At 71.0% G+C, this 24,117-nt stretch carries 22 protein-coding genes; 8 read left to right on the top strand and 14 right to left on the bottom strand.

Annotated elements, in window-relative coordinates:
- Nucleotides 1-192: 192 nt before the first annotated feature.
- Both WMF33_RS19390 and WMF33_RS19385 read left to right on the top strand, forming a co-directional pair.
- Complete coding sequence (locus WMF33_RS19390) at nucleotides 193-2,100, top strand: M6 family metalloprotease domain-containing protein (protein ID WP_437338526.1); 1,908 nt, start codon at nucleotides 193-195, stop codon at nucleotides 2,098-2,100.
- 70 nt (nucleotides 2,101-2,170) lie between these two features.
- Nucleotides 2,171-2,836, top strand: coding sequence for a hypothetical protein (locus WMF33_RS19385; RefSeq protein WP_437338525.1), 666 nt, complete (start codon nucleotides 2,171-2,173; stop codon nucleotides 2,834-2,836).
- Between the two features lie 23 nt (nucleotides 2,837-2,859).
- Here the strand turns inward: WMF33_RS19385 and WMF33_RS19380 are convergent, their stop codons facing one another.
- Nucleotides 2,860-3,594, bottom strand: a complete 735-nt coding sequence (locus WMF33_RS19380) for a hypothetical protein (protein ID WP_437338524.1) — start codon at nucleotides 3,592-3,594, stop codon at nucleotides 2,860-2,862.
- A 140-nt stretch (nucleotides 3,595-3,734) separates the two neighbouring features.
- On the opposite strand from WMF33_RS19380, the gene WMF33_RS19375 reads away from it, so the two are divergent.
- Both WMF33_RS19375 and WMF33_RS19370 read left to right on the top strand, forming a co-directional pair.
- Nucleotides 3,735-4,322, top strand: a complete 588-nt coding sequence (locus WMF33_RS19375; protein WP_437338523.1) for a LysE family translocator — start codon at nucleotides 3,735-3,737, stop codon at nucleotides 4,320-4,322.
- A gap of 3 nt (nucleotides 4,323-4,325) precedes the next feature.
- Nucleotides 4,326-5,765, top strand: a complete 1,440-nt coding sequence (locus WMF33_RS19370; protein ID WP_437338522.1) for a PLP-dependent aminotransferase family protein — start codon at nucleotides 4,326-4,328, stop codon at nucleotides 5,763-5,765.
- A gap of 72 nt (nucleotides 5,766-5,837) precedes the next feature.
- On the opposite strand, the gene WMF33_RS19365 is transcribed toward WMF33_RS19370, so the two are convergent.
- A complete protein-coding gene (locus tag WMF33_RS19365) occupies nucleotides 5,838-6,164 on the bottom strand; it encodes an antibiotic biosynthesis monooxygenase family protein (protein ID WP_437338521.1) in 327 nt (108 codons plus the stop codon).
- A gap of 159 nt (nucleotides 6,165-6,323) precedes the next feature.
- Nucleotides 6,324-7,637: a glycoside hydrolase family 43 protein gene (locus WMF33_RS19360; protein WP_437338520.1), complete on the bottom strand. Its 1,314-nt coding sequence runs from the start codon at nucleotides 7,635-7,637 to the stop codon at nucleotides 6,324-6,326.
- 388 nt (nucleotides 7,638-8,025) lie between these two features.
- Between WMF33_RS19360 and WMF33_RS19355 the strand changes: the two genes are divergently transcribed.
- Nucleotides 8,026-9,291 carry a Kelch repeat-containing protein gene (locus tag WMF33_RS19355; protein WP_437338519.1) on the top strand — a complete coding sequence of 422 codons (1,266 nt, stop codon included), beginning with the start codon at nucleotides 8,026-8,028 and terminating at the stop codon, nucleotides 9,289-9,291.
- 24 nt (nucleotides 9,292-9,315) lie between these two features.
- Here the strand turns inward: WMF33_RS19355 and WMF33_RS19350 are convergent, their stop codons facing one another.
- From WMF33_RS19350 to WMF33_RS19340, 3 genes are all read right to left on the bottom strand, one after another.
- Complete coding sequence (locus tag WMF33_RS19350) at nucleotides 9,316-10,155, bottom strand: cyclase family protein (RefSeq protein ID WP_437338518.1); 840 nt, start codon at nucleotides 10,153-10,155, stop codon at nucleotides 9,316-9,318.
- A gap of 229 nt (nucleotides 10,156-10,384) precedes the next feature.
- Nucleotides 10,385-10,969, bottom strand: a complete 585-nt coding sequence (locus WMF33_RS19345) for a hypothetical protein (RefSeq protein ID WP_437338517.1) — start codon at nucleotides 10,967-10,969, stop codon at nucleotides 10,385-10,387.
- A complete protein-coding gene (locus tag WMF33_RS19340) occupies nucleotides 10,966-11,913 on the bottom strand; it encodes a LysR family transcriptional regulator (RefSeq protein WP_437338516.1) in 948 nt (315 codons plus the stop codon). Before WMF33_RS19340 ends, WMF33_RS19345 begins: the two co-directional genes overlap by 4 nt.
- Before the next feature lie 166 nt (nucleotides 11,914-12,079).
- On the opposite strand from WMF33_RS19340, the gene WMF33_RS19335 reads away from it, so the two are divergent.
- Nucleotides 12,080-12,940 (top strand): NAD(P)H-binding protein, encoded by an 861-nt coding sequence (locus tag WMF33_RS19335; RefSeq protein ID WP_437338515.1) that lies wholly within the window; start codon nucleotides 12,080-12,082, stop codon nucleotides 12,938-12,940.
- A gap of 39 nt (nucleotides 12,941-12,979) precedes the next feature.
- Here the strand turns inward: WMF33_RS19335 and WMF33_RS19330 are convergent, their stop codons facing one another.
- Both WMF33_RS19330 and WMF33_RS19325 read right to left on the bottom strand, forming a co-directional pair.
- Entirely contained in the window at nucleotides 12,980-13,906 is a 927-nt protein-coding gene (locus WMF33_RS19330; RefSeq protein ID WP_437338514.1) for a peptidoglycan-binding protein, read from the bottom strand.
- Between the two features lie 143 nt (nucleotides 13,907-14,049).
- Nucleotides 14,050-14,988 (bottom strand): LysR family transcriptional regulator, encoded by a 939-nt coding sequence (locus WMF33_RS19325; RefSeq protein ID WP_437338513.1) that lies wholly within the window; start codon nucleotides 14,986-14,988, stop codon nucleotides 14,050-14,052.
- 96 nt (nucleotides 14,989-15,084) lie between these two features.
- On the opposite strand from WMF33_RS19325, the gene WMF33_RS19320 reads away from it, so the two are divergent.
- A complete protein-coding gene (locus WMF33_RS19320; RefSeq protein ID WP_437338512.1) occupies nucleotides 15,085-16,107 on the top strand; it encodes a zinc-dependent alcohol dehydrogenase family protein in 1,023 nt (340 codons plus the stop codon).
- A 71-nt stretch (nucleotides 16,108-16,178) separates the two neighbouring features.
- Here the strand turns inward: WMF33_RS19320 and WMF33_RS19315 are convergent, their stop codons facing one another.
- Complete coding sequence (locus tag WMF33_RS19315) at nucleotides 16,179-16,871, bottom strand: O-methyltransferase (protein WP_437338511.1); 693 nt, start codon at nucleotides 16,869-16,871, stop codon at nucleotides 16,179-16,181.
- Between the two features lie 129 nt (nucleotides 16,872-17,000).
- Between WMF33_RS19315 and WMF33_RS19310 the strand changes: the two genes are divergently transcribed.
- Entirely contained in the window at nucleotides 17,001-17,912 is a 912-nt protein-coding gene (locus WMF33_RS19310; RefSeq protein ID WP_437338510.1) for a LysR family transcriptional regulator, read from the top strand.
- Nucleotides 17,913-17,948: 36 nt separating this feature from the next.
- On the opposite strand, the gene WMF33_RS19305 is transcribed toward WMF33_RS19310, so the two are convergent.
- The 5 genes from WMF33_RS19305 to WMF33_RS19285 form a co-directional block, all read right to left on the bottom strand.
- On the bottom strand, nucleotides 17,949-19,172 hold the full coding sequence (locus WMF33_RS19305; protein ID WP_437339494.1) for a PAS domain-containing protein: 1,224 nt from the start codon (nucleotides 19,170-19,172) through the stop codon (nucleotides 17,949-17,951).
- 140 nt (nucleotides 19,173-19,312) lie between these two features.
- Nucleotides 19,313-20,473, bottom strand: a complete 1,161-nt coding sequence (locus tag WMF33_RS19300; RefSeq protein WP_437338509.1) for a homogentisate 1,2-dioxygenase — start codon at nucleotides 20,471-20,473, stop codon at nucleotides 19,313-19,315.
- Complete coding sequence (locus WMF33_RS19295; RefSeq protein WP_437338508.1) at nucleotides 20,473-21,627, bottom strand: 4-hydroxyphenylpyruvate dioxygenase family protein; 1,155 nt, start codon at nucleotides 21,625-21,627, stop codon at nucleotides 20,473-20,475. Before WMF33_RS19295 ends, WMF33_RS19300 begins: the two co-directional genes overlap by 1 nt.
- Entirely contained in the window at nucleotides 21,624-22,601 is a 978-nt protein-coding gene (locus tag WMF33_RS19290; RefSeq protein WP_437338507.1) for a fumarylacetoacetate hydrolase family protein, read from the bottom strand. The genes WMF33_RS19295 and WMF33_RS19290 overlap by 4 nt, the downstream gene beginning before the upstream one ends.
- A gap of 171 nt (nucleotides 22,602-22,772) precedes the next feature.
- Nucleotides 22,773-24,107, bottom strand: a complete 1,335-nt coding sequence (locus WMF33_RS19285; protein WP_437338506.1) for a hypothetical protein — start codon at nucleotides 24,105-24,107, stop codon at nucleotides 22,773-22,775.
- Nucleotides 24,108-24,117: the final 10 nt, after the last annotated feature.

Raw genomic sequence — 24,117 nt, 5'->3', positions numbered from 1 at the left:
GCCGCCGTCGCGCGCGCGTGACAGCTGTTCCGGCGGCGTTCCGGCGGCGTTCCGGCGCGGGGCGCGGCGCTCGCCCGCGATGCGCGGATCGGCCTGAAAACGCGGCGATCCGCGCCGCCCGTCAGCGCGGCACGTCGGTTGCGATGCGCCCTCATCGAACGCGGCGAAACGCGGATTGAGGAGGATGCGGACATGACGTCTCGGTACAGCGGCGCGGGCAAGGTGGAGCACCAGGGGATCATCGGCGGGCGGGGCGGGGCGAGGCTCGGGCTCGTCGGGCTCGCGGTGCTGGCGAGCGCGGTCTCGATGAGCCGCCCGGCGGCCGCGGTGAGCGCCGAGCCCGGGCTGCGCGAGATCCCGCTCGACGCGACCGGCGCGACCTTCCGCGCCGAGGTGATCGGCGACGAGCACTTCGACTACCTGCGGATGGCGGACGGCACCGTCGTCGTGCTCAACGACCTCTCGGGCGACTACGAGGTCGCCGAGCTCGGCTCGACCAGGAGCGGCGCCGTCGTGCTCGTCCCCTCCGGGGTGCTGGTCCGCGATCTCCGCGCGCAGGGCGGCGCCGTGGATCCGGCGTTGCTCCCGCGCATCGACGCCGAGGAGCTCGACGCCCTCTGGGAGGCGGCGCTCCCGCGCGCCGCGGGCGCGCTCCCGCGCGCGGCGGGACTGGCCGCGACCTCCGCGATCCGGCGCCCGCTGCTCACCATCCAGCTGGAGTTCACCCAGGGGGGCGGGATCGCCCTGCCGGGCGCGTTCACCGGCAACTTCGAGACCGACATCGCGCACTGGAAGCAGACCCTGTACGGGAGCCTCCCGGGCTCGGTGAACCACTATTACGCCGACATGTCGCGCGGGAAGTTCTCGTTCACTCGCGCTCGGGAGACGCAGGGCACGGCGAACGACGGCATCGTCCGGGTCAAGCTCCCGTTCGCGCACCCGAACAGCAAGAAGGACTTCGCGCTCCTCGAGCCCTACCTGAAGGAGGCGCTGGTGATGGCGAACCCGTTCGTCGACTTCGCCTCGTACGACGTCAACGCCGACGGCAAGGTCCGCGGCGACGAGCTCAACGTGCTCTTCGTCGTGGCCGGCTACGAGACCTCGAACGGCAGCAAGACGCCGTCCGTGTGGGCTCACGCCAAGCCCTTTGAGGCGCCGATCACGCTCGACGGGAAGGTCCTCCCCGGCTACGCCGCGATCGGCGAGCGGCAGGTCCACAAGATCCGCGGCGTGCCCACCACCATGCCGGCCACCGTGGGCGTCATCGTCCACGAGCTCGGGCACGCGGCGATCGGCCTGCCGGATCTCTACAAGGGCCCGACGCCGGTCGGCGCGTGGTGCGTGATGGCGAGCGGGAGCTGGGGGAGCACGGACGGGGCGCCCGCGGGCTCGGTGCCCGTGGCGATGGGCGCCTGGAGCCGGGTCAAGGCCGGCTTCCTCGCGCCGACCGTGATCGAGCCCGGGGCGCCGGCGCACGACATTCCCATCGTCCAGTCGGCCGGCGCGGAGCTCTTCGGGCAGAGCGTCGCTCCGACGATTTACAAGATCGAGACCTCGGATCCGGACCAGTACTTCCTGGTCGAGAACCGGCAGAACGAGGGCTACGACCGCGGTCTGCAGCGCTGGTTCGACTTCGAGGACGTCTCCGGCGGCGTGGGGATTTACCGGATCGACGAGGCCAGGAAGGCGAGCGCCGGGAAGGTCGCCTTCATGGCGGGCAACCCGAGCTCGCCGAGCTCCCTCGCCAACCTCTACAACGCGGAGGGCGGCCGGACCTTCACGCCGCTCACCGATCCGAGCAGCGACGACGCGGACGGGCAGTTCACCGGCCTCTCGATCACGGGCTTCAACGCCGCGGGGCCGATCATGCTCGCGCACGTGAGCTACGTGCCCTTCGCGTGCAACGCGATCACCGCCTCGGTGGCGGAGCACGAGATCCACGGCCGCGCGCAGAAGCAGATCGTGGATTTCGGGGACGAGCAGATCTTCCTCGGATACCGCACCACGGGCGCGCACGAGGCGCTCGGGCTCGACAAGAGCGAGGTCGTCACGCTCCACGTGGAGGCGCCGGGCATGTGGAGCGTCGGGGGCTGCGACTGAGCGGGGCGACGTCCTTGTGGAGACGATCGCCTCGCCGGCGCGCGCCTGAACGGGTAGCGTCGCGGTCGCGATGGGGCGCGTCACCTGGGGTGCAGGCAACGTGATCGACCTCGAGACCCGCAGGGGGCTCTTCGTCCTCGCGCAGATGTGCAGGTCTCCCTACCTCCTCTTCTTCCGTCACTTCCGCCGGGATCGCGACTGGCACGGGACACGGCTCGCTCCGACGGACGTCCTCTTCTGCGCGGCCGTCACCCGGCAGTTCCTCGGGTCGAGCACGATCGGCCGGGTCAAGGGCGTGGCGCCGTTGAACATCGACCTCCCGACCGTGTGGATCCACCCCGACGCGACGAGCCGGCGGGTGACGGTCTGGGAGGGCACGCCTCACGAGCGCTCGTTCATCACGATCGGTCGCGGCGGGGCGCCCGTACGCAAGGACGTGAACCGTCACGCCGGAGGTCCGTTCAAGCATCCGAGCGGTGTGTTCGACGAGATCCTCGAGCCGTCGATCGCCGACATCGAGACGATCGAGAGGCACGAGCTCACCTCCATCGCCGTCTTCCCGCTCCTCCAGGAGCGCCTGTTCCTCTGCCATGGCGCGGGGAAGAGCGTCGATCACGAGAAGCACCTGCTCTTCGATCTCCCCATGCCCCTCGCCTTCGAGCCCTATATCGCGCTCATCGCGGCGTCGACGGAGGAGGAGCGCCGTGTGTTACAGCGGCGATACGTCGCCGCGTAGACCTCTGAACCGTCGGCCCGCACTTATCGCTTCCGCCCTTCCTCCTGGGCCTTGCGCCTCGCCCGCTCCTCCTCGGAGGTCCACTCGCGCTCCAGGACGAGCTTCATGCCATCGCGCCGGAACGTCAGGATCGCGGCGACCGGCGCCTCGGCCTCGCCGCCTCCGGCCGCGCCGTCGGGCGCCGACCGGTAGCAGACGATCGTCCCGCCGGCGTCGACCTTCGGCGGGCGCCGATCGGCGTCGATCATCACGGGCGCCTCGATCTCGGGCCACCCGGACATCGGGTCCGCGAAGTCGAAGAACCGCAGCTCGTACGGGCACGCCCAGATGCACCCTTCGACGACGAGCATCGCGACCGACGGCTCGAAGCGCATGTCCACCCAGCAGAAGCCGACCCCTTCCCTCGCCTCCTCTGGCAGGTGGTCTCGGCGCTTCCCGGTGTCGAGCTCCACCACGGTCTGGCCCTGGTAGTCCTCGCCGCACACCAGGTAGTCGTGGCCGTTCGGATGCGCCTCGACGAAGAGGAACGGGAACGACCCGAAGTTCCGCTGCACGACGGCGATCGGGTCCGCACCACCGGTCCTGTAGACCTCGCCCTGGGTGTAGTTCCAGGTGCCGTGTCCGGTCGAGTAGCTCGAAACCACGAGCCTGTACTTCCCCGTGGGGCTCGAGCTCTCGCAGCGCGAGCCCTCTTCCTCGTTCTCCGGCCGGAAGAACGCCGCCTTCTCGGCCGCGCGGTCCGCTGATTCGTCCGTCATGTCTCCTCCACGTTCACGGCCTCCGAACTGTACCAGCCGCGCGACTGACACAGTGCTTTCAGGCGGCGCGCCCCCTGTGCCTTCACCGGCGAGCGCCGCCTCCTTACGCTCTGGCTCATCCCCGACCGGAGCTTCCCCCCATGACCGAGCTCGTGCCCCTTGCGACCTATTGCTTCGTGATGTCCAGCACCCCCGGGCCGAACAACATGATGCTCACCGCCTCGGGCGCCAACTTCGGCTACCGCGGGACGCTGCCGCATGTGCTGGGCATCAGCGTGGGCGGCGCGGTCCAGACCTTCGTCACGTGCCTCGGCCTGGGCGCGCTGTTCACCGCGGTCCCGGCGCTCCACGGCGTGCTGCGCGTGACCGGCGCGCTGTACCTGCTCGTGCTGGCGTGGCGGCTGACCGGCGGCGCCGCGCTCAAGGGCGCCGAGGTGCCGCGGCCGCTGTCGTTCGCGCAGGGGGCGCTGTTCCAGGCCGTCAACCCGAAGAGCTGGGTCAAGGCGATCACGCTGGCGTCGGTGTTCATGCCGGCGGGCATGGGCGCGGCGAGCGGCGCGCTGCTCGTGTCCGCCGTCGGCCTCGTCGTCATCTTCCCGTGCATCTCGGCGTGGGCGCTGTTCGGCGTGGCGCTCCGGCGATTTCTGACCGATCCGCGACGGCAGCGGGTGTTCAATGGCATCATGGCCGGCGCGCTGGCGGTGCTGGCGCTCCTGTTCCTGCGCTGACCCATGTTCTCGCTCGACCGCGACTCCGCCGTTCCCCTGGCCGACCAGATCGAGGCGCGGCTGCGCGCGCTGATCGAGGGCGCGCGGCTGCCGCCCGGCGCGCGGCTGACGTCGATCCGCCAGCTGTCCGGTCAGCTGGGCGTGAGCCCCAACACCGTGGTGGCGGCCTACGATCGGCTGGCGGCGGCCGGGCTCGTCGAGTCGCGCGGGACGTCCGGCTACTTCGTGTGCGAGGCGGCGTCGCCGATGCCGAGCGAGGCGTGGCTCGAGGCCGGGGAGGAGCAGGAGCCGGTGTGGCTGGCGCAGCAGTCGAACGACCAGCGCGCCGGCGTGCTGCTGGCGAGCAGCGGCGCCCTCCCGGCGAGCTGGCTGAGCGACGCCATCCCCGCGACGGTGCTCCAGCGCGCGCTCGCGCGGAGCGACGCCGGCATGGCGGCGCGCTGCCCGCCGCAGGGGCTGCCCGCGCTGCGCGAGCGGATCGCGACGCTGCTGCGCGCGCAGGGCATCCCGGCCGACGCGGGCCGCGTGCTCACCACCTGGGGCGGCACGCACGCCATCGACCTGATCTGCCGGAGCACCCTCCAGCCGGGCGACGCGGTGCTCGTGGAGAACCCCGGCTATTTCCTGATATTCGGCCGCCTGCGGCAGGCGGGCTACCGCATCGTGCCGGTCGCGCGGAGGCCCGATGGCGTGGATCTCGGGGCGCTGGAGGTCGCGTGCCGCGAGCACCGGCCCAAGCTGATGTTCCTGCAGAGCGTGCTGCACAACCCGACCGGCTGGGGATCGAGCGCCGCCAACCTGCACCGCGCGCTGCTGATCGCGCACCAGCACGGCGTGCTCATCGCCGAGGACGACGTGCACGGTCACTTCCACCCCGGGCACCCGACGCGGCTGGCGCAGCTCTCGGGGCTGGACGGGGTCGTCTATTATTCGAGCTTCTGCAAGGCGCTGAGCCCGGCGCTGCGCCTGGGCTACATCGCGGCCGAGCCGGGGCGGCTGAAGCCGCTCCTGCGCGAGAAGATCTACTCGGTGCTGACGACCGGCGCGCTGAACGAGCTCGTGCTGCTGGAGGTGCTGTCGGCCGGCAGGTGGCGCAAGCACATCGACCGGCTGCAGCAGAAGCTCGGCGCGGCGCGGAACGCGGCGGCGCGCCGGCTGCGCGACGCCGGCGTGCTGCTCGACCATCCGGGCGAGGGCGGGCTGTTCCTCTGGGGCGCGGTGCCGCGCGGCGTGGACGTCGACGAGCTGGTGAAGGACGCTTATCTCAACAAGATCCTGCTGGCGCGCGGGGCGACGTTCATGGCGGACGGGGCGGGCGATCCGCACCTCCGGTTCAACGCGGTGTTCAGCCAGCACGCGCGGGTGGCGGAGTACCTGGCGCAGCGGTTCGCGGCGGTGGCGAGCGCGCGGGGGGCGATGGAGAGGGCCGGGGTCGTGGCGTAGCGGGCCGGGGGTGGCCGCCGGCGTCACGCCTGCTGGGAGGGGTCGCGCGTCGCCGGCGTGGGTGGCGCTGGCTTACGGGTCCTCGCTCACGCGCGTCTCGCGGACCTCGTAGTGCTGCGATCGGGCGTCGAAGCGGGCGAGGACCTGGCGCGCCTTGGCTGGCACGTACGCGGTCTCGTAGTCCTCGCCGGCGAACGCCTTCACGGCCTCGATCGAGTCGAACCCCATGATGGTGACGAACTCGACCTCGTCTCCGAGCGGGCGCCGGAGCAGCTCGATGCGGCGGAAGCCGCTCACCTGCTTCGCCAGGATCCCCGGGAAGATCTCCGTCTTGAGCAGGGCTTCGTACGCGTCTGCGTTCTCGGGGGTTGTCCAGCCGTGCCAGATCCGTCGAATCATGCGACCTCCTGCAGCAGGGCGCCCGGGGTACACGATCCATGCCCCGCGCTGCGGGGCGTACGAAACGCCAGAGCTCTCGCCCCTGTCAAGCGCGCCGCAGCAGACGCCCCCTCGAGGACAACCGGAACGCCCGATGCGACGCGACGCGCTCGCGACCGATCACTTGTGCGTCGGGACGATCTTCTTGAGGGTCCCGTCGTCGTTGAAGTAGGCGCGATCCACGCATGTCGATCGCCGGTAGCTGCCGCCGGTCGGCAGCCCGGCGTTGTGGTACGTGAGGTAGCTGGCGCCCTTGAAGTCGAAGAGCGACTGGTGAATGGTGTCGCTGTTCGGCACCCGGTCCAGGATGACGCCCCGATGCTGCCACGGCCCTTCCGGCGATGTGCTGGTGGCGTAGGAGATGGTCTCCGGGAACCCGGAAGCGTACGTCAAGTAATAGAGGTTGCCGTGCTTGGAGAGGAACGGCGCCTCGGTGTAGCTGGGGATGTCCTTGAGCACATGGATCTGGGCGCTGCCGAGGCTGCGGTTCTGCATCTTCCCGCTGCCGTCGGTGGTGTAGGTCTCCCCCTTCAGGTGGATCATATCCTGCTCGAGCTCGACCCAGTACAGGACTCCATTTCCCCAGTACATGTAGACCCGGCCGTCGTCGTCGACGAGGACCGTCGGGTCGAGGTTGCGCCACGAATGCTCTGCCGTGCCCTGGGTGTCGGCCAAGAAGATGAGCGGGACGCCACGTGCGTCCTTGAACGGTCCTTCCGGCTTGTCCGCCACCGCGACGCCGATCGAGATCCCGTAGCCGGACTGGCCGCCCTCCACCGGCGCGTAGAAATAGAACTTCGGGTTGCCGTCCTTGTCGTCGCGATGGACCACCTGCCCCGCATTGGCGTTGCCCGTCGACTCGCCGCCGCGAGCCCAGGAGAACACATCGTAGCGCATCACCGCGCCCTCGTTCTCCCAGCGGACCATGTCGGACGAGGTCCAGAGCCGATAGTCGAACATGCGATAACCGCTCGCCCCCTCGGCCTGCTCGTCATGGCCAGTATACAGGTAGACCTTGTTGTTCCAGACCATGGCGGCGCCATCCGCGGTAAAAATGGGGTCTCCAGGACCGCTCGTCGGATCTGGCGCGTCGTACTTGATGATGGGATTGTCGAACTCCGTCGGTGGTGGCGCGTCGTCCTCGCCGCCGGTGCCGCCGGTCCCGCCGCCGCCCTCCCCGGGATCGATCGTCCCGCCCGTGCCGCCGCCGGTGCCGCCGGTCGTGGCGGAGCTGCTGGTCGTGGCGACGCTGCTGGTGCTGCCGGTCGCGGTGGTGCCAGTTTCTGCCTGTCCACCGGCGCCTTCGGCCTGTCCACCGGCGCCTCCGGCGCCGCTCGACGCTTGGCCCGACGAGTCGCAAGCCGTGAGCCAGAGCCCAGCGATGACGAGCGCCAGAGACTGCGCTCCTAAGAAAGGGAGTTGTCGCCTCTTCATGATGGACCTAGCCGGCCGGGGATCTGCGAGGTTTCGCCGCCCAAAGCGGGATCACGCCCCTGAATGAGCAAGGATCCGAGCCGGAGACCCTATTGTTAACGTTAACATAACCGATGTCAAAGCAAAATGACCCTCGCGGGGCTCTCGACCGCGACGGGTGCGCAGCGGCGGCCGGCCACGGCGTCCGCGTGAGCTGTCCCAGGAGAGCTCGTCTCGAGGTCCTCCGGGAGCACGGAAGGGAGCGCCTCGGGCACGGGAGGCTCCGGTGGTGTCCTGGATGATAGGTGCTCCCCCGCGCGGCCGTCTGGTAGGATCGTCGGTTGCGCTGGGGGCGTGTCCCCCGCAGAGGACGGCTTCACCCTCCCCCAACTCCTGACGAGGTCCTACCATGTCTACCACCGGTCGACGTCATCGTGGTCTGGTCGCCTGCCTCTCCCTCGCCGCGCTCGCGGCCGCCGGGTGCGGCCCTGAGGCGGAGCCGGCGGCCCTGGCGGATGACGCATCCGAGGAGGCGGCGCTCGAGGCGCACGCGGCGCCGATGGCCGGCCACCACGCGGAGCACGCGAAGAAGAAGTGCCGCCGCCACGTCGGCGTCCACGAGGAGTGGTCGTCCGTGGCGCCGCTGCCCCAGGCGCGAGAGCGGCACATCGCGCTGCTCATGCCGGACGGCCAGGTGATGGTCGCCGGCGGCAGCGGCGACTACCCCTACCCCACGACGGTCGACTTCTACGATCCTGCCACGGACACGTGGACGACCGGCGACGCGCTGCCCTACCCGATGTCTCCCGTGGGGGCGGCGCTCCTGCAGGACGGCAGGGTGCTCTTCAGCCCGGGCGGGCTGGTCTACGATCCGAGCACGGGTGCGACGACGAGCGTCCCCTTCACCCCCGCCGAGGCGGCCCGCGGCTGGGAGTTCGCCCAGACGGCGCTGACCCTCTTGCCGAGCGGGCTTTTGCTGCGCACGGGCGGCAGCGACGACGACCGCGTGCTCAAGGAGGCGGTGCTCTACGATCCTGCCGCGAACACCTGGTCCAGCGCAGGGTCGATGTCGGTCACGCGCCACCTGCATACGGCGACGCTGCTCCAGGACGGTCGTGTGCTCGTCGTCGGCGGCTACACGTTGAACGGCAACGAGATGCCCGAGGGTCGCACCAGCGTGGAGATCTACGATCCGGCCACGGGCGCGTGGACGGCGGCGGCGCCGACGAACCTGCCCCGCATGCAGCACACGGCCACGCTGCTGCCGAGCGGGCGCGTGCTGGTGGTCGGAGGCGGCGGCAGGATCTACGGCGGCACCGAGGAGGAGATCGTGGTCCTCGTCGACGCCGGCGAGACCGCCGAGATCTACGACCCCGCGAGCGACACGTGGACGTCGACCCCGCCGCCGAATTTCCGCCACACGTGGGCGTCCGCCGTGGCGCCCCTGGATCACGGCCGCGTGATGGCGGTCGGCAGCGAGGGAGCCGAGATCTACAAGGAGGCCAGCAACACCTGGACGGTGATCGACGAGCCGATCCAGAGAGGCTTCCACACGGCGACGACGCTGCAGGACGGGTCGGTGCTCGTCACGGGCGGGTATGACGCGACGTATTTCGTCAACCCGCCGACGCTCGCGAGCGTGGAGCGCTACGGGGGCTGCAAGAAGAGGCATTGACGCGTTCACGCCCCAGCGCCGGCGCTACCGCGGGAGCAGGGCGATGATCCGAAGCGGTCCCCCCGAGCCGCCGCGGATCTTCATGGGCAGCGCGAACACGAGGGCGCCGCGCGCCGGCAGCGCCTCGAGCGAGGCGACGTTCTCGAACGCGGCGATGTCGGCGCCGAGGAGCACCCGGTGCGCGATGAAGTCCCTCGACGGCCCGTGATCGATGCTCGCCGTGTCGATGCCGACCGAGGCCACCTCCCGCGCGACGAGGGCGCGCGCGGCGTCCTCGCCGATGCCGGGAAAGTGCAGGTTGGACGCGTCGCCGCGCCTGTCGTCGCCGAGGTAGCGCCTCCGATCGGGCCAGCGGCTCCCCCAGCCGGTGCGGATCAGCACGACGGTCCCGGGCGCGATGGGGCCGTGTTCCCGCTCGAAGGCCGCGATGTCGGCCCTCGTCACGCGGTAATCGGCGTCCTTCGCAGCGGCTGCCGACACGTCCACGACGGCGGCCGGCGCGACGAGGCGCGAGATCGGCACGGCGTCGGCGGTGCTCTTGCCCTCCGCGAAATGGATGGGCGCGTCCAGGTGCGTCCCGCCGTGCTCCGGCGCGCAGAAGTCGTTCGACGCGTAGAAGTATCCAGCCTCGGTGGGGCCGTGATGCACCCGATTCAGCACGAAGCCCGTCGCGGCTGTCGGCCAGTAAATCGTCCTGTCGTCGAACGGGTACGTGAGATCCACGAACCTCGCTCCCTCGGGCAGGCGCAGCCCGCCCTGGGTCGCTGCCGCCCTGGGCGTCGAGGCCTCGTTCCCGGCGGCGCACCCGATCGCGAGCGCGAGCGTCACTGCGGTGAAGAGCGCACAGAACATCGCACGTGCCATGGTTCCCTCCCGGATCCCGACCGGAGGCCCGAGACGCCGCGCCCCCGCGTCGTGTGAGCGCCAAGGCTACGCCTCGGCGAGGAGTCGGCGAGAAGTAAACCGCCAAGGCGCGCCAAGAACGCCAGGATATTATCTTTTTCTTGGCGTCCTTGGCGCCTTGGCGGTTCGAAGCTCTGCGCTCTCAGGCAGTTTCAGCTCGCTGGTCGCAGCAAGCCCACCAGGCGGGCAATCACGATCCCGATCGACGCCCGTCGGTCAGCGTCCACGCGCTCCAGTGGGCGTAGCGCCCCGACGTGTGCTCGCGCCTCCACCGGCGCTCGGCCAGCGCCTGCGCCAGCAGCTCGCGCAGCCAGCCGTGGGTGACCGCGAGCACGCTGCCGCGCTCGGCCGCGAGCCCGATCAACCACGCGGCCGCCTCGGCGGCCTGGCGCTGCTGCGCCGCGGGCGGCGGCGCGGCGCGGAGCGCCCCGTAGGCCTTCCGGAGCCCGATCGCGAGCGCCCAGACCGCGAGCGGCGCCCGCGCGTTGCCCAGCGGCGGCGCCGGCTGCTCCAGCTCGCGCAGCAGCGCCGACGTGGCGATCTCGCCGCCGGGGAGGAGCAGCTCGGCCGAGGCGCGGGCGCGCGGCAGATCGCTCGCCACCACCGCGCCCACCTGCGTCGCCAGGGCCCGGAGCGCCGGCGGCGGGCTTTCCCCGGGCAGAAGGCCCGCGGCGTCGTAGGCGTCGCGCCAGCGCTGGAACCCGGCGGCGTCGATCCAGCCGGTGTGGACGTGCGCCGAGCGGCCGTGCCGAACCAGGATGATGCGCGCGCTCAACGTCGGTCCTCGCGGCGGCCGCGGCCGGCGCGCGCCGGGTCGGTCGCCGGCAGCTCCCCGAGGAGATGGTCGACGCAGGTCCGGACGGCGGCCGTCAGGGCTCGATGCGCGCGATAGACGAGGCTGACGCCACCGGCCTCGGCCTCGTGGCCCTTGAGGACGCGGACGAGGCGCTTCGCGGCCACGTCCTCGGCGCAGAACACCTCCGGAAGCAGCGCGATGCCGATGCCCGCGAGCGTCGCGCGGTGGGCGGCGGAGGACTCGCTCACATAGAAGCGGGGCTCGAAGGCGAAGCGCCGCCTCCGGCGCCCTTGCCCGAGCGTCCACGTGGCCATCCCCTCGGTCGCGTGCAGCGCGATGCAATCGTGGCGCGCGAGGTCCTCGACCCGCTGGGGAACGCCCCGCGCCTCGAGGTAGCGCGGGCTCGCGTACAGCAGCTTCCGCGTCGCCCGCCACAGCTCCCGCGCCACGAAGTCGGTGGTGTCGTCCACCTTGCCCGGGACGATCGCGATATCGAAGCTCCCGGCGAGGAGGTCGACCCGCCGCGAATCGATCTCGAGGTCGACCGACACGCGGGGATGCTTCGCGAGGTAGGTGCAGACGGCGCTCGCCACCGCGGCGCCGAGGGAGACCGGCGCGACGATCCGCACGCGCCCGCGCGGCTCGCTCTGGAGCTCGCGGACGTGATGCGTGCCTTGCGCGAGGTCGTCGATCGCCCGCTCGGCGTGGCCGAAGTACGCGCGCCCGGCGTCGGTGAGCCGCAGCCGCCGCGTCGTTCGCTCCAGGAGCCGGACGCCGAGCGCGGACTCGAGCCGCGCGATGCGCCGGCTCACCGTGGAGACCGGCACCCCGCGCTCGCGGGCGGCGGCCGAGAAGCTGCGCGCCCGGACGACCCGCACGAGGAGCGCGGCGTCGTTGAGGTCCAGATCGATCTGTGCGTCCACGGCAACAGTTCCTTCCCTCCAAGCACACTAATGCGCTCCGGCGGCGGGCGCTAGGTTCGACCCCGTCAAGAGCGCCACCGTCACGGGCCGCGCGGCGCATGGAGAGCCGCGTGGTCCTCGGGACGATCGCGCACGGTCGCTGCGCCCGACGCGGCAGGAGGTTGTCATGATCATCGTCACTGGAGCCAACGGTCAGCTCGGCCGAGCCATCACGGAGCGGCTCCTTCAGCGCGTGCCCGCCGCTCGGCTCGGCGTCAGCGTGCGCAACCCGGAGCAGGCCAGCGCGCTCGCCGCGCGCGGCGTCCGCGTGCGTCGGGCGACCTTCGAGGACCCCGCGAGCCTGCGCCACGCCTTCGAGGGCGCGTCGCATGTCCTGATCGTCTCCGTCGACAGCGCAGGCGAGGCCGCGGTGCGCCAGCATGGAGCCGCGATCGAGGCGGCTCGCGCGGCGGGCGCCCGCCGCGTCCTCTACACGAGCCACATGGGCTCGAACCCGGCGTCCCGCTTCGCGCCGATGCGCGACCACGCAGCCACCGAGGCCTTGCTGCAGGGGTCGGGGGTCGCTTTCACCTCGCTCCGCAACGGGTTCTATGCCGCGTCCGCGCTCATGCTCCTCGAGCGGGCGCTCGAGACCGGCAAGCTCGTCGCGCCAGAGGACGGCCCGGTCTCGTGGACCGAGCACGGCGACCTGGCCGACGCGGCGGCGATCGCGCTGACGGACGAGGCGCGCCTCGAGGGGTCGACCCCGCCGCTCACCGCCTCCCCTGCCCTCGACCTCGCGGAGATCGCCGCGATCGCCTCGGAGCTCCTCGGGCGCTCGATCACGCGGGTGACCGTCAGCGATCGAGCGTTCCGAGCGGACATGGTGTCTCACGGCGTCCCCGAAGAACGGGCGGACTTGCTCCTGGGCCTGTTCGCGGCGAGCCGGGAGCGCGAGTTCGCCGCCGTGGACCCGACGCTGGAGCGCCTGCTCGGCCGAGCGCCGATGTCCATGCGTCACTACCTGGCAGCACGCCTGTCACGCTGAGGCGCCGGGCGCGACTCGCTGGTCAGCCCCGGGGCTCCTTCATCGCCTCTGCTTCATGAGGGCGAGCACATCCACCGCATTGACGAGCAGGTACTCGAACTTCCCCAGCGCGTGGAGCTTCCTGATATCCTCGGGACGCGCGGTCTGACAGCCGATCGAGCTGAATCCGAGGCCGGGATGGAAGAGCACCTGATCCATCCACGCCCCCATCCCCTCCGACACCTGCCCTCCGGAGGTGGCCGCCTCGGACGCGCGCATCTCGGCCTCGTCGAAGAGCCCGTCGTGGTTTGTGTCGCGGTATGCGGGGAGCCGCCCGCGGTTAACTCCCGAGGAGCGGAGGACCGCAAGCGCCGGGTGACCCTTGTAGAGGTCGGACAGGGCCTCGACATGATAGTGCCCCGGCCTCAGCATCCCGACGTCGGGACGGCGATCACCGTCGAAGTCCGGAGAGGCCATCGAGCTCGTCTGGTACGGGTGCGTCGCGCCGCGGAACTCGTACACCTTCTCGTCGCCCTGGAAGCTCAGCAGCACGAACGCGTCGTCGTACTCGCTCCGGCTCCTCACGGTATGCGTGCGCAGGCCGAAGAGGCGGACGCCGCGCAGGCCGAGCAAGGTCGTCCTCGATCCCGCGGGGTCGTGCCCCACCAGCTTGCACAGCATCGTGTAGTGCGCGAGCCGGGCCTCCGGCGGCGCGTCCTCGGCCGGCCAGAGCGGGCCCGCGTCGGCGGCGCCCATCTGTTCGAGGATGAGCGGGTGCGTCGTCGGTCCGATCTTGCCGTCGACGGAGAGGTCGAAGCGCCGCTGGAACCACGCGATGCGCTGCACGAGCGCCTCGGTGTAGGTGCGCTTGCTCTCCTGCTGGTCGACGCCGAAGAAGCCCCGCAGCATGACCAGCAGGTCGAGCGCGCGGGCGTCATTGTATCTCGCTGCCTCGATCGCCTGGGCCGTCGTCAATACATCGCTCATCGTGCAACCTCCCCGCCGCTTCGCGTGACGGACGCGGATCGCGCGCCCCAGGGAGAACGTACCGCGATCTCGACACGAAGGTCCATGCCGAGGTTGCCCGGAGCGCCGTCCAAGACGCCAGACCAGAGCCATCAACGAGCGTCTCACCCACGCCGCGCGCCGCGCCGGCGCTCTCCCCCGCGCCGCGCCCCTGACGGCGCGAAGACCTCCGCGAGGTATTCGACGAACACCCGTACCTTCGGCAGCAAATGCCGATTCTTCGGGTAGAGCGCGTGAATCGGCCAGCTCATCGTCCGAGCTTCCTCCAGCACGGTCACGAGCGTCCCCTCGGCCAGCGCGTCCTTCACGAGGAAATCGAACATCGCCACGATCCCGCTCCCCGCGAGCGCGAGGCGCTTCAGGACATCCGCGTCGTTCGCGTGGAACGGCCCGGAGATGGGCACATCGAGCACGGCATCCCCGTCCCCGGTCGGGAAGCGAAACGGATCCGGCCGCCCGTCGCGCAGGTACCCGACGCAGTCGTGGCGCGCGAGATCGGCCGGCGCCTGTGGCGCGCCGCGCCGCGCGATGTACGACGGCGCCGCGCAGTGGACGATGCGGCTCGCGCCGAGCCGGCGCGCCACCAGGCTCGAGTCGCCGAGCTGGCCGATGCGCACGAGCAGGTCGAGCCCCTCGGCCACGGGGTCGACGTGCTGATCGCGCAGCGTCAGGTGGACCCGGACGTCGGGAGTGCGCGCCGAGAAGCGCGGCAGGCTCGGCGCGATCACCTCCCGTCCGAGCGTCACCGGCGCGTCGACGCGCAGGAGCCCCACCGGCTTCGTGCTGGCGCGCGCGATCGCCTCCGTCGCCTCCCCGAGCTCCTCGACGATGCGCACGCAGCGCGCATAGAAGGCCTGCCCGTCGTCGGTCAGGCGGAGCGACCGCGTCGTGCGCGCCAGGAGCGCCACGCCGAGCTCCCGCTCGAGGCGCATCACGCGACGGCTCACCGCCGAGGGCGTGACGCCGAGCCGGCGCGCCGCGCGAGAAAAGCTCCCGGTCTCGACGGTGGCGACGAGCAGCTCGATCGCGGCTAGGGAGATCATGATCTGTGCCGAAATAGCACAGGTGACGTTCCCTCGCGCGGACTACTGCGCCCGGCGGAATGGATCTACGGATGGGGTGTCCAGGGAGGACACGCCATGAAAGCTGTCATCATTCGAAAGAACGCCTCCGAAGCCGACGCATGGACGCTCGCCGAGCGCCCCGCGCCCAGGCCCGGTCCGGGACAGGTGCTCGTGCGCATCCGCGCCGCGTCGATCAACTACCGTGACCTCATGGTCGCGCGCGGCCTGTATCACGGCGAGCGCAAGGACGACCTCATCCCCCTCGCGGACGCCGCGGGCGAGGTCGTCGAGGTCGGCGCCGGCGTGCGCCGCTGGAAGACCGGGGATCGGGTCGTCTCGACGTACTTCCCGACGTGGGCGTCGGGCCCGTTCCGCCAGGCGTACCGCGCCGCGCAGCTCGGCGCCGGCCAGAACGACGGCGTCCTCGCCGAGCTCGTGGTCTTCGCCGAGGACGGGCTCCTCCCCGCGCCCGCGCACCTCGGCTTCGACGAGGCGGCGACGCTCCCGTGCGCTGCCGTGACCGCGTGGTCCGCGCTCTTCGAGTCGTGGCCGCGCCCCGCGCCCGGCGCCACCGTCCTCGTCCAGGGGACCGGCGGCGTGTCGCTCTTCGCCGCGCAGCTCGCGCGCGCCGCGGGGCTTCGGGTCATCGCCACGTCGTCCAGCGCGGCGAAGATCGACCGCCTGCGCGCGCTCGGCGTGACCGACACGATCGACTACCGGCAGCAGCCGGAGTGGCACGAGGAGGTGCTGCGCCTGACCGGCGGCGAGGGGGTGGATCGGGTGATCGAGGTCGGCGGCGCCGGCACGCTCCCGCGCTCGCTGCAGGCGGTGAAGGCCGGCGGCGTCGTGAGCCTCATCGGGCTGCTCACCGGGGTCGGCAGCCAGATCGATCCGATGCCGATCCTGTTCCGGGCGATCCGCGTCGAGGGCGTCATCGTCGGCTCGCGCCAGTCGTTCGTCGATCTCGCGGCGACGCTCGAGGCGCACGCGATCCGCCCCGTGATCGACGAGGTCTTCCCGCTCGAGCGGGCGAGCGACGCGCTCGCCAAGCTCGCCGCGGGCAAGCACTTCGGCAAGGTCGTCATCCGGCTCGACTGAAGCGGAGCGGACCCGAGCCCCTCGCGCGCCGGATCACGCCGGTCGCCCTCGCGCGAGGGGCAGGCTCGCGCTCACGCCCCGCCCTCGCCGCCGTCGCGGCCGTGCCAGCAGGAGACCTCCAGCCTGTCCCCGAGCGGGATCTCCACCGATCCGTAGCCGCTGCCCGCGCCGCGCACGTACTCGAGATAAGGCCGCAGGTCGTCTGGGGCGATGTCGAGGTCGTCGGCGACGATGAGCGCGCCCCTCCGCAGGCGGGGCTCGAGCATCCGGAGCACCGGCAGATAGAGGTTCTTCCAGCCGTCCAGCAGGACGAAATCGATCGGCCCCTCCACGTCCCGGAGCGTCACCAGCGCGTCCCCCTCGCGGATCTCGACGAGATCGCCGAGCCCGCTCTCATCGAGGTTGTTCCGCGCCCGTCGCACCTTCTCCGGGTGCATCTCGCTGCCGATCACCCGCCCGCCGCCCCCATCGCGGACGGCCGCGGCCAGGAACACCGTCGAGATCCCGAACGACGTGCCGAACTCCACCACCGTGCGCGCCCTCGCCGCGAAGGCGAGGAGGTGCAGCAGGCGGCCGACCTCGCGGGAGACCGGCAGATACGCGTCGGCGAACATCTGGGCGAGCCCCTCGGCGTCCGGGCTCGGCCCGCGGCGCTCCCAGTCGCCGCGCACGCGGGCGATGATGCGCGGATCGCCGCTGTCGGCGTCCTGGAAGAGGCGGTCGAGGATGCTTTGAACGCGCGGCGAATCGAGCGTGGTGCTCATGATGGCGATTCTCCTCCGGGGCTCACGGCGACGGCGCTGCTGCCCTCGCGGCTGCCCTGTCCGACACGGAAGGTGCACCCGAGGAGACATGGCTTCCAGTGCACGTACGGTAAGGTATCGTTGCGTCCCATGCACTCCATGGATCTGAACCTGCTCGTCGCGCTCGACGTGCTCCTCGAGGAGGAGAGCGTCCTCCTCGCCGCGCGGCGGATGCACCTCAGCCCCTCGGCCATGAGCCGCACGCTCGCGCGCGTCCGCGAGGCCGTGGGCGACCCGATCCTCGTGCGCGCCGGCCGGCGGCTCGTGCCGACGCCGCGGGCCGCGGAGCTGCGCCCGCGCGTGCGCGCGGTGGTCGCCTCGGCCAGCGCGGTCCTGCGCGAGCGGGGCGCGGTCGACGTCGCCGCGCTCACCCGCAGCTTCGCGGTGCGGACCAGCGACGGCATGCTCGGGCTCGTCGGCGCCCCGCTGCTCGACGCCCTGAGGGCCGAGGCGCCGGGCGTCACGGTCCGCTTCCTCCCCGAGGGCGACGAGGACGTGGCCGCGCTCCGGGAGGGCCGGATCGATCTCGACGTCGGCATCATCGGCGAGATGGGCCCGGAGATCCGCGTGCAGGCGCTCGCCCGTGACCGCTTCGTGGGCGTGGTGCGCCGCGGCAGCCCGCTCGCGTCCGGCAAGGTGACGCTGGAGCGGTTCGTCGAGCACGCCCACCTCGGGGTCTCCAGGCAGGGGAAGATCTGGGGCCCCATCGACGACGCCCTCAAGAAGAAAGGGCTCGCCCGGACCACCGCGGCCGTGGCGTCAGGCCATTATGCGGCGCTGTTCCTCCTCGCCAGCTCCGACCTCGTCGGCGCGTTCCCGTCGAAGTGGCTCGCGCACGCCGCCCCGCGCTTCGATCTCGTCACCTTCCCGCTGCCCGTGACAACGCCGGGCATCACCATCGCGCAGGCGTGGCACCCCCGCTTCGATGCCGATCCCGCGCACCGGTGGCTGCGCGACCGGCTCCGCCGCGTCTGCCGGTCGATCGCCGAGCTCGGGGCGTAAGTCACGCCATCCACGGATGGCCCGCGGGTGAACACCTCACCGCCGCTGCAGCGCGCTGGCTGCGTGCTCCTTGCTCATCTGCCGGATGCAGTGCTGGAGCGCCGCCCGGAGGTTCCCCAAGGTGGTCGTGCCGGTCAGATCGAGCCCGAGCGCCACGACGGTCTGTGCGACGTTCGAGCGGATGCCCGTGATGATGCCCTCCGCGCCCAAAAGCCGGATGGCGCCGACGAGCTGGATCAGGTAGGCCGCGGTCTTCGTGTCCACCATCTCGACACCCGTGAGGTCGAGGATGGCGTAACGCGAGCGTGTGCGCGCGATCGCCTCGAGCAGGGAGTCCATCACCTCTGCGGTCCTCGCGCTGTCCAGGATGCCGATCATGGGCAAGGTCAGCACGCCCTCCCAGACCTCGATGATGGGCGTCGACAGCTCGCGGATGACCTGCTGCTGGCGCTCGATGAGCTCCAGCCGGTTCCGGAGCTCCTCCTCCGTTTTCGCTGCGCTGGTGACGTCGAGCGTCAAGCCGAGGACCCCGTAGACCTCGCCGCGCGCGTCACGGACCGGGATCTGCCAGTTCTCCCACGACACCCCGTACGTCGAGAGCGTCGAATGGCCGGCCTCGCCCGCGAGCGCCCGCCGCAGCATGGCGTTCTGTGGATGATCCGCAAAGAGCTCGAACACGCTCTTGCCGACGAACTGTCCCTGCTCGAGCCCCGCGGACGTGGCCGCCTTGCCCTCGTGGAACGTGAACACCCCGTCGCGATCGACGGCCCAGACGACGACCGGCAGGGTCTGCGTGACCGTGTGAAGGATGTGCTCCTTCTCCTTGAGAACGCGGAGTTGCTCGGCCCGCTCCGTCACGCATTGCCCGAAGACCCCGATGCCGCTCACCTCCCCCCGCTCGTCGAGGAGGCGCTCGTGACTCCACTCGAAGACGGCCAGGTCCCCGCCCTTTCGGGCGTGGGACCACACGCGAGGCGCCGCCCCGTCCTCTCCGAGGAGCCGCCGCCATGCGCTGGGATCATCGCGCACGGGCAACAACTCATCCACACGCCGGCCGACCGCCTCCTCCCGCGTGTAGCCGAGCAATCGCTCGGCCGCCTGGTTCCAGTCCTCGATCGTGAGATCGCAGCCGTACTCGACGATGGCCAGCGGCGCCCGCTCGAGGAGCCGCGCGCGCTTGCTCGCAAGCTTCACGACGTCGACGTCTCCCTGCGATCCGACGGAAGCCTGCATGCATGGAATTTTAACTTGAGCGTTCATCACCCGTCGAGAGGGTTCGTCGACGCGCCGAACGGTTCTTGCTCCGCGTCTGCAAGGTAGACCTCAATGACGCGGCGACAGCACACCTCGGGCCACATCTGCTGCGCCCTACAACGATGGCGCTCGACATCCGGACCGCATCATCGGCCCGCGATGAAGCTGTCCTGGTAGCCCGGGTCCTCGACCTCGAGCGCGGCCGGGGTGGCCGCCAGCGGGCGGGTCGTGTCGAGCATGACCGCGAGCTCGCTCGTCGCGCGGCTCCCGAGGCTCGCCTCGTACGCGCCGGGGTGCGGCCCGTGCGGGACGCCAGCCGGGTGGTGCGAGATGCTGCCCGGGCCGACGCCGCGGCGCGAGGTGAAGTCGCCGCGGCAGTAGAACAAGAATTCATCGCAGTCGACGGACGAGTGGGGATAGGGACAGGGGATCGCCTCCGGGTGGAAGTCGACGGGGCGCGGCACGAAGCTGCAGATGAGGGCGCCCCGCGCCGCGAACGTGCCGTGCCAGTCCGGCGGCAGGTGGACGAGCCCGACGCGCGCCTGGAAGCGCTCGATCGGGAACGCGAACGGGTACACCGCCCCGTCCCAGCCGACGACGTCGAGCGGCGAGCGCTCGAAGGCGAAACCGTGGAACGCGCCGCCGCGCTTCACGACCAGGGAGCGAATGCCCTCGTCGAGCGGGCCGACGAGCGTGGGCCGCCGGAAATCGCGGTGGGCGTAGGGCGCGTCCATCCGCAGCTGGCCGACCTCGTTGCGCCACTGGCGCGGGAGGTGGATATCCGCGGCCTCGATCGCGAGCCACCGCTGGGGCGCTTCGTCGGGGAGGAAGCGGTAGAAGAGCCCCTTCGGGATGACGACGTAGTCGTCCTGCTCGAAGCGGAGATCGCCGAGCATCGTGCGCAGGAGCCCGCTCCCGCGGAAGATGAAGAACAGCTCGTCGGCGTCGGCGTTCGCGAAGTACACCGGATCGGCGGCGTCGGGCTGGGCCACCCCGATCACCACGTCGTCGTTGAAGAGGAGCGGCACGCGGCAGTCGATCGCGGGCCCGGCCCGCCGCGGCAGATCGTGCGTCCTGTAGTGCCGCTTCGCGAGCGGGCGCGGCGGCGCGGCGACCGGCAGCGCGAAGCCGTGCTCGGCCCGCGCGAGCCGGTGCTCGTGCGGCCGCCGCTCGTGGTAGGCGATCGTATAGGGGCCGTCGAAGCCCGCCCGCGTCAGGCACTCCTCGTAGCGGAGCTCCCCCGCCTCGCTCCGGAGGGCGATGTGGTGCTTGCGGGGGACCGTCCCGACGGCGATGCGGTCGAGCATCAGCCGCTCCCTTGCGCGCTCTGTTGCCGCTCGATGCTCTCGAACAGCGCCCGGAAGTTGCCGGCGCCGAAGCCGCGATCCCCCTTTCGCTGGATGAGCTCGAAGAAGAACGGCCCCGCGTCGGGGTCGCGGTGCGTGCCCGACGACTCCTTGAGGAAGATCTGGAGGAGATAGGATCGCGCGCCGTCGCCGTCGACGAGCACCTCGAGCTCCCGCAGCGCCGCCACGTCCTCGTCGATCTGCCCGACGCCGAGCCGCTGCAGGCGCTCGGGCATGAGGTCGTAGTAGGCGGCCGGGGTCGGCATGAACTCCACCCCTCGGCCGCGCATCCCGCGCACGGCCGTGAGGAGGTCGTCCACGTCGAGCGCCACGTGCTGCACCCCGTCGCCGCGGTGCTCCTCGTTGAAGACGTTGATCTGAGAGCTCTTGAAGTAGGGCCGGTAAGGCTCGTTGTTGGCGAACTTCACGCCCGAGGCAGGGTCCCACATCACGGCGGAGCGCAGGCCCGAGCCGTGAGCGGCGCCCGTCCCGACGTCGTTCGTGTGAAACTCGATCTTCCAGAACGGCTCGAGCCCGAGCACGTGCTCCATCCAGAGCAGGGCGGGCGCCATCGTCTGGAAGTTCGACGTGATGTGATCGAACCGGGCGATCCCGAACCGGTTCTCGCCGCCGCGGGGCGCGTCGTACGCCACGCAGCCGGGGAACAGCGCCCGGTAGCCGCGCCGCTCCACGAAGCGAAAGGTGGTGTCCCCGAACGGGGTCGTGATCGAGAACGACGCGAACGAGCCGCCCGCGTCCGTCGCCCGGTGGATCTCGTCGATCGGCGTGCCCCCGCGGCGGTCGAGCAGCCGGAAGGCGCGGTCGATATCCTCCACCTCGAAGATGATCGTGCCCACCCCGTCGGGGTGCTTGCGCAGGTAGCGCCACGCCCGCCCGCCCTCGCCGATCGGCTGCGAGCAGACGATGACGCACTCGCCGGCCTGGAACACGATCGACTGCTGCGCCGCCGCCGCGCTCAGCTCGGGCGAGCTCGCGGCGATCTCCTGGAAGTCGAGCTTCTCCGTGTAGAACCTGCGGCTCCGCTCCAGGTCGCGCACGTAGTAGTGCAGGGCCTCTACCCGCTTGATGCCGATCGACTCCACCTTGGCGCTCATCCGGCCACCACCCGCTGCGCGATGCGCCCGAACAGGCTCTCTCCCGAGCGATTCAGCATCTCGATCATGATCGTGTCTCCTGGCTTCATGAAGGGCGTCCTCGCCGCCCCGTGCGCGAGGATCTCGAGCATGCGCTTCTCCGCAAGGCACGACACGCCGCGCGCCGGATCCCGGTTCGAGACGGTGCCGCTGCCGAGCAGGGTCCCGGCCGTGAAGCTGCGGGTCCTGGCGATGTGCTCGATGAGGTCGAAGAACGAGAAGTGCATCTCCGGGCCGGCCTCGGGGTCGCCGACGAGCGCGCCGTTGTACGTGGAGCAGAGCCGCAGGTGGACGCGCCCGTCGCGAAACGCGTCGCCGAGCTCGTCGGGCGTGATCGCGAACGGGGAGAACGCCGTCGCCGGCTTCGAGCAGAAGAACCCGAAGCCCTTGGCGAGCTCGGCGGGCACGAGGTTGCGCAGCGTCACGTCGTTGGCCAGGAGGAACAGGCGGATGTGCCGGTGGGCCTCGCCGCGGCGCGTGCCCTGCGGCGTGTCGCCGAGGACGGCGCAGACCTCGGCCTCGAAATCGAGGCCCCAGGTTTCGTCGCGCAGGACGATGTCGTCGGTCGGCCCGAGGAGCACGCCGGAGCCGCCCTGGTACACGAGCGGATCGGTCGTGAGCGTCTCCGGAGGCTCGGCGCCGCGCGCCTTGCGCACGAGCTCGATGTGGTGGATGTACGCCGACCCGTCGATCCACTCGTACGCGCGAGGCAAGGGCGCGGCGAGCTCTTCCACGGCGAGCGGGGCCACGGCCGCGCCGCCTCGCTCGATGTCGTCGGCGATGCGGCGCAGCGCCGGCTCGGCGCGCTCCCAGTCGTCGAGCGCGGCCTGGAGCGTGGGAAACGCGGCGCCGGCCGGCGCGTAGGCGAGGCCGTCGCGGCTGACGACGACGAGCGTGCCGTCGCGGCCGGGGCCGCGGAGAGAGGCGAGCTTCATGCGGGGGCGAGCTCCTCGGAGGCGACTGCGATGACTTCGTATCCGATCCTTCTGGCGCGCGGCATAGGCATACTCACCTATGCGCGCCGCGCTCGCGCGCGTCCAGGCGCCTCGCCCCGCTGCGCGGGCGGCAAGCGGATCGCGGCCGCGGCGCTCCCCTCGTTCAGGGGATCACTTTTGCAGTTGGACGCCGAGGAACAGGGCATTCCCCTTCGCCCCGGACAGATCGCTCCTTTGGTAGCCGAACGCGACGCGCGCAGCGTGCCCTTCGATGATGTAGCCCATCTGGGCATCGATGAGCAGGTAGGGGTCGGCGTTCTTCGGCTTCGCTTGTTGCAGTCGGACGAGAGGCTGCAGCTTCCCGACGCCGACGTCGCTCGCCGTGAGGTAGCTCGCGAGCGCGAAATAGGAAAAGTCGAACCTCTCGAATTCGCCAAAGTACTTGTAAAATGCGCCTTCGAGCGTGATCGTACCCGCCGCGGGGAGGTTCTTTTCGAACAGGAGGTCGGCGTTGAGCTCGGCATAGGTGTCCGTGCGCGGGGTGCCTGGGGGCGTACCCGCCGCAGGGGGCGGCAACGGTTCGACGGAACCTTCCCTCTGCACTTCGCCCGCGACGCCGAGCGCGAGGATGTCCTTCTCTCCGAGGTACGTAGACTTCTGGTAATAGGCAGGCTCCGGGTCGAGCAAGCTCAGGTTGAGCCTCGCCGTGTAGAGCGGGCTCACCGAGGAGTCATGCAGGTTGAACGCGCCCACGTAATACTTGAACAGGCCGCCCGCTACCTTGCCCCAGGCGGTCACCCCGTCGTTGCGTCCGAGAGGCCCCTGCCTCGGCCCGATCGGCGGCGCGTAGGGCTCGAAGAACCCGGGATAGTTCCACGGCCCCATCGACCACGGCCCGGAGAAGGCGGAGCGATCCGAAGGCACGATCATTCGACCGATCCAGACGTTCAGCAGATCGTGAAACTTGACCTTGGCGATGGCGTCACGGAGGGTCGCGCTGCCCGCGATGTTGCCCCCGGTCGGGGTCGGCCCGAACTGGGCGACGATCGCGCCCTGCACCCCGATGAACCGGTTGATCTCGCCCGAAAACGACAGATCCAGCTCTCCGTCCCCGAGCAGCCGGTCCATCTTCTCGCGCGCGCTGGGGTTCTGTAGGCGGCCTCCGACGCGGGCCCAGGCCGCGACGCTGAGCGGCAGCTTCCATGGCTCCTTCTCCGCCGGTGGCGCCGGCGGAGCTGGGCTGGGCCCGGCAGCGCCCTGCGGTGCTGGCGCGCCGGCGTGGGCTTCGGCGGACGGCGCTCGCGGCGCGCTCGCGTCTTCAGGGGGGCTCGCGGGCTCGGTCGCGGGAGCCGCGATCGGCGGGTCTTCGCCGGCGGGCGCCGGCGGCGCTTCGGGCTGCGCCTGTGCCCGTGCCGAGCGATTGAAGGAAGTGATGCTGAGGATGACGGCCAAGATACCTGCGCCAAGTTCGCCCTGGCGTATCGACGATCTCGTCAGTGTGCTCATGCGTTCTCCG

The sequence above is a fragment of the Sorangium sp. So ce394 genome, from assembly GCF_051474665.1.
Classification (GTDB): domain Bacteria; phylum Myxococcota_A; class Polyangia; order Polyangiales; family Polyangiaceae; genus Sorangium; species Sorangium cellulosum_D.
This window is presented reverse-complemented; position numbering and strand designations above follow the sequence as displayed.

What these genes read in the sequence shown, in the direction of transcription:
- WMF33_RS19335 (WP_437338515.1), top strand. Translation starts at nt 12,080, where the DNA reads ATGATCATCGTCACTGGAGCCAACGGTCAGCTCGGCCGAGCCATCACG.
- WMF33_RS19365 (WP_437338521.1), bottom strand. Translation starts at nt 6,164, where the DNA reads ATGATTCGACGGATCTGGCACGGCTGGACAACCCCCGAGAACGCAGAC.
- WMF33_RS19325 (WP_437338513.1), bottom strand. Translation starts at nt 14,988, where the DNA reads ATGATCTCCCTAGCCGCGATCGAGCTGCTCGTCGCCACCGTCGAGACC.
- WMF33_RS19370 (WP_437338522.1), top strand. Translation starts at nt 4,326, where the DNA reads ATGTTCTCGCTCGACCGCGACTCCGCCGTTCCCCTGGCCGACCAGATC.
- WMF33_RS19330 (WP_437338514.1), bottom strand. Translation starts at nt 13,906, where the DNA reads ATGAGCGATGTATTGACGACGGCCCAGGCGATCGAGGCAGCGAGATAC.
- WMF33_RS19300 (WP_437338509.1), bottom strand. Translation starts at nt 20,473, where the DNA reads ATGCTCGACCGCATCGCCGTCGGGACGGTCCCCCGCAAGCACCACATC.
- WMF33_RS19320 (WP_437338512.1), top strand. Translation starts at nt 15,085, where the DNA reads ATGAAAGCTGTCATCATTCGAAAGAACGCCTCCGAAGCCGACGCATGG.
- WMF33_RS19375 (WP_437338523.1), top strand. Translation starts at nt 3,735, where the DNA reads ATGACCGAGCTCGTGCCCCTTGCGACCTATTGCTTCGTGATGTCCAGC.
- WMF33_RS19285 (WP_437338506.1), bottom strand. Translation starts at nt 24,107, where the DNA reads ATGAGCACACTGACGAGATCGTCGATACGCCAGGGCGAACTTGGCGCA.
- WMF33_RS19360 (WP_437338520.1), bottom strand. Translation starts at nt 7,637, where the DNA reads ATGAAGAGGCGACAACTCCCTTTCTTAGGAGCGCAGTCTCTGGCGCTC.
- WMF33_RS19350 (WP_437338518.1), bottom strand. Translation starts at nt 10,155, where the DNA reads ATGGCACGTGCGATGTTCTGTGCGCTCTTCACCGCAGTGACGCTCGCG.
- WMF33_RS19355 (WP_437338519.1), top strand. Translation starts at nt 8,026, where the DNA reads ATGTCTACCACCGGTCGACGTCATCGTGGTCTGGTCGCCTGCCTCTCC.
- WMF33_RS19290 (WP_437338507.1), bottom strand. Translation starts at nt 22,601, where the DNA reads ATGAAGCTCGCCTCTCTCCGCGGCCCCGGCCGCGACGGCACGCTCGTC.
- WMF33_RS19380 (WP_437338524.1), bottom strand. Translation starts at nt 3,594, where the DNA reads ATGACGGACGAATCAGCGGACCGCGCGGCCGAGAAGGCGGCGTTCTTC.
- WMF33_RS19385 (WP_437338525.1), top strand. Translation starts at nt 2,171, where the DNA reads ATGGGGCGCGTCACCTGGGGTGCAGGCAACGTGATCGACCTCGAGACC.
- WMF33_RS19315 (WP_437338511.1), bottom strand. Translation starts at nt 16,871, where the DNA reads ATGAGCACCACGCTCGATTCGCCGCGCGTTCAAAGCATCCTCGACCGC.
- WMF33_RS19310 (WP_437338510.1), top strand. Translation starts at nt 17,001, where the DNA reads ATGCACTCCATGGATCTGAACCTGCTCGTCGCGCTCGACGTGCTCCTC.
- WMF33_RS19390 (WP_437338526.1), top strand. Translation starts at nt 193, where the DNA reads ATGACGTCTCGGTACAGCGGCGCGGGCAAGGTGGAGCACCAGGGGATC.
- WMF33_RS19295 (WP_437338508.1), bottom strand. Translation starts at nt 21,627, where the DNA reads ATGAGCGCCAAGGTGGAGTCGATCGGCATCAAGCGGGTAGAGGCCCTG.
- WMF33_RS19305 (WP_437339494.1), bottom strand. Translation starts at nt 19,172, where the DNA reads ATGAACGCTCAAGTTAAAATTCCATGCATGCAGGCTTCCGTCGGATCG.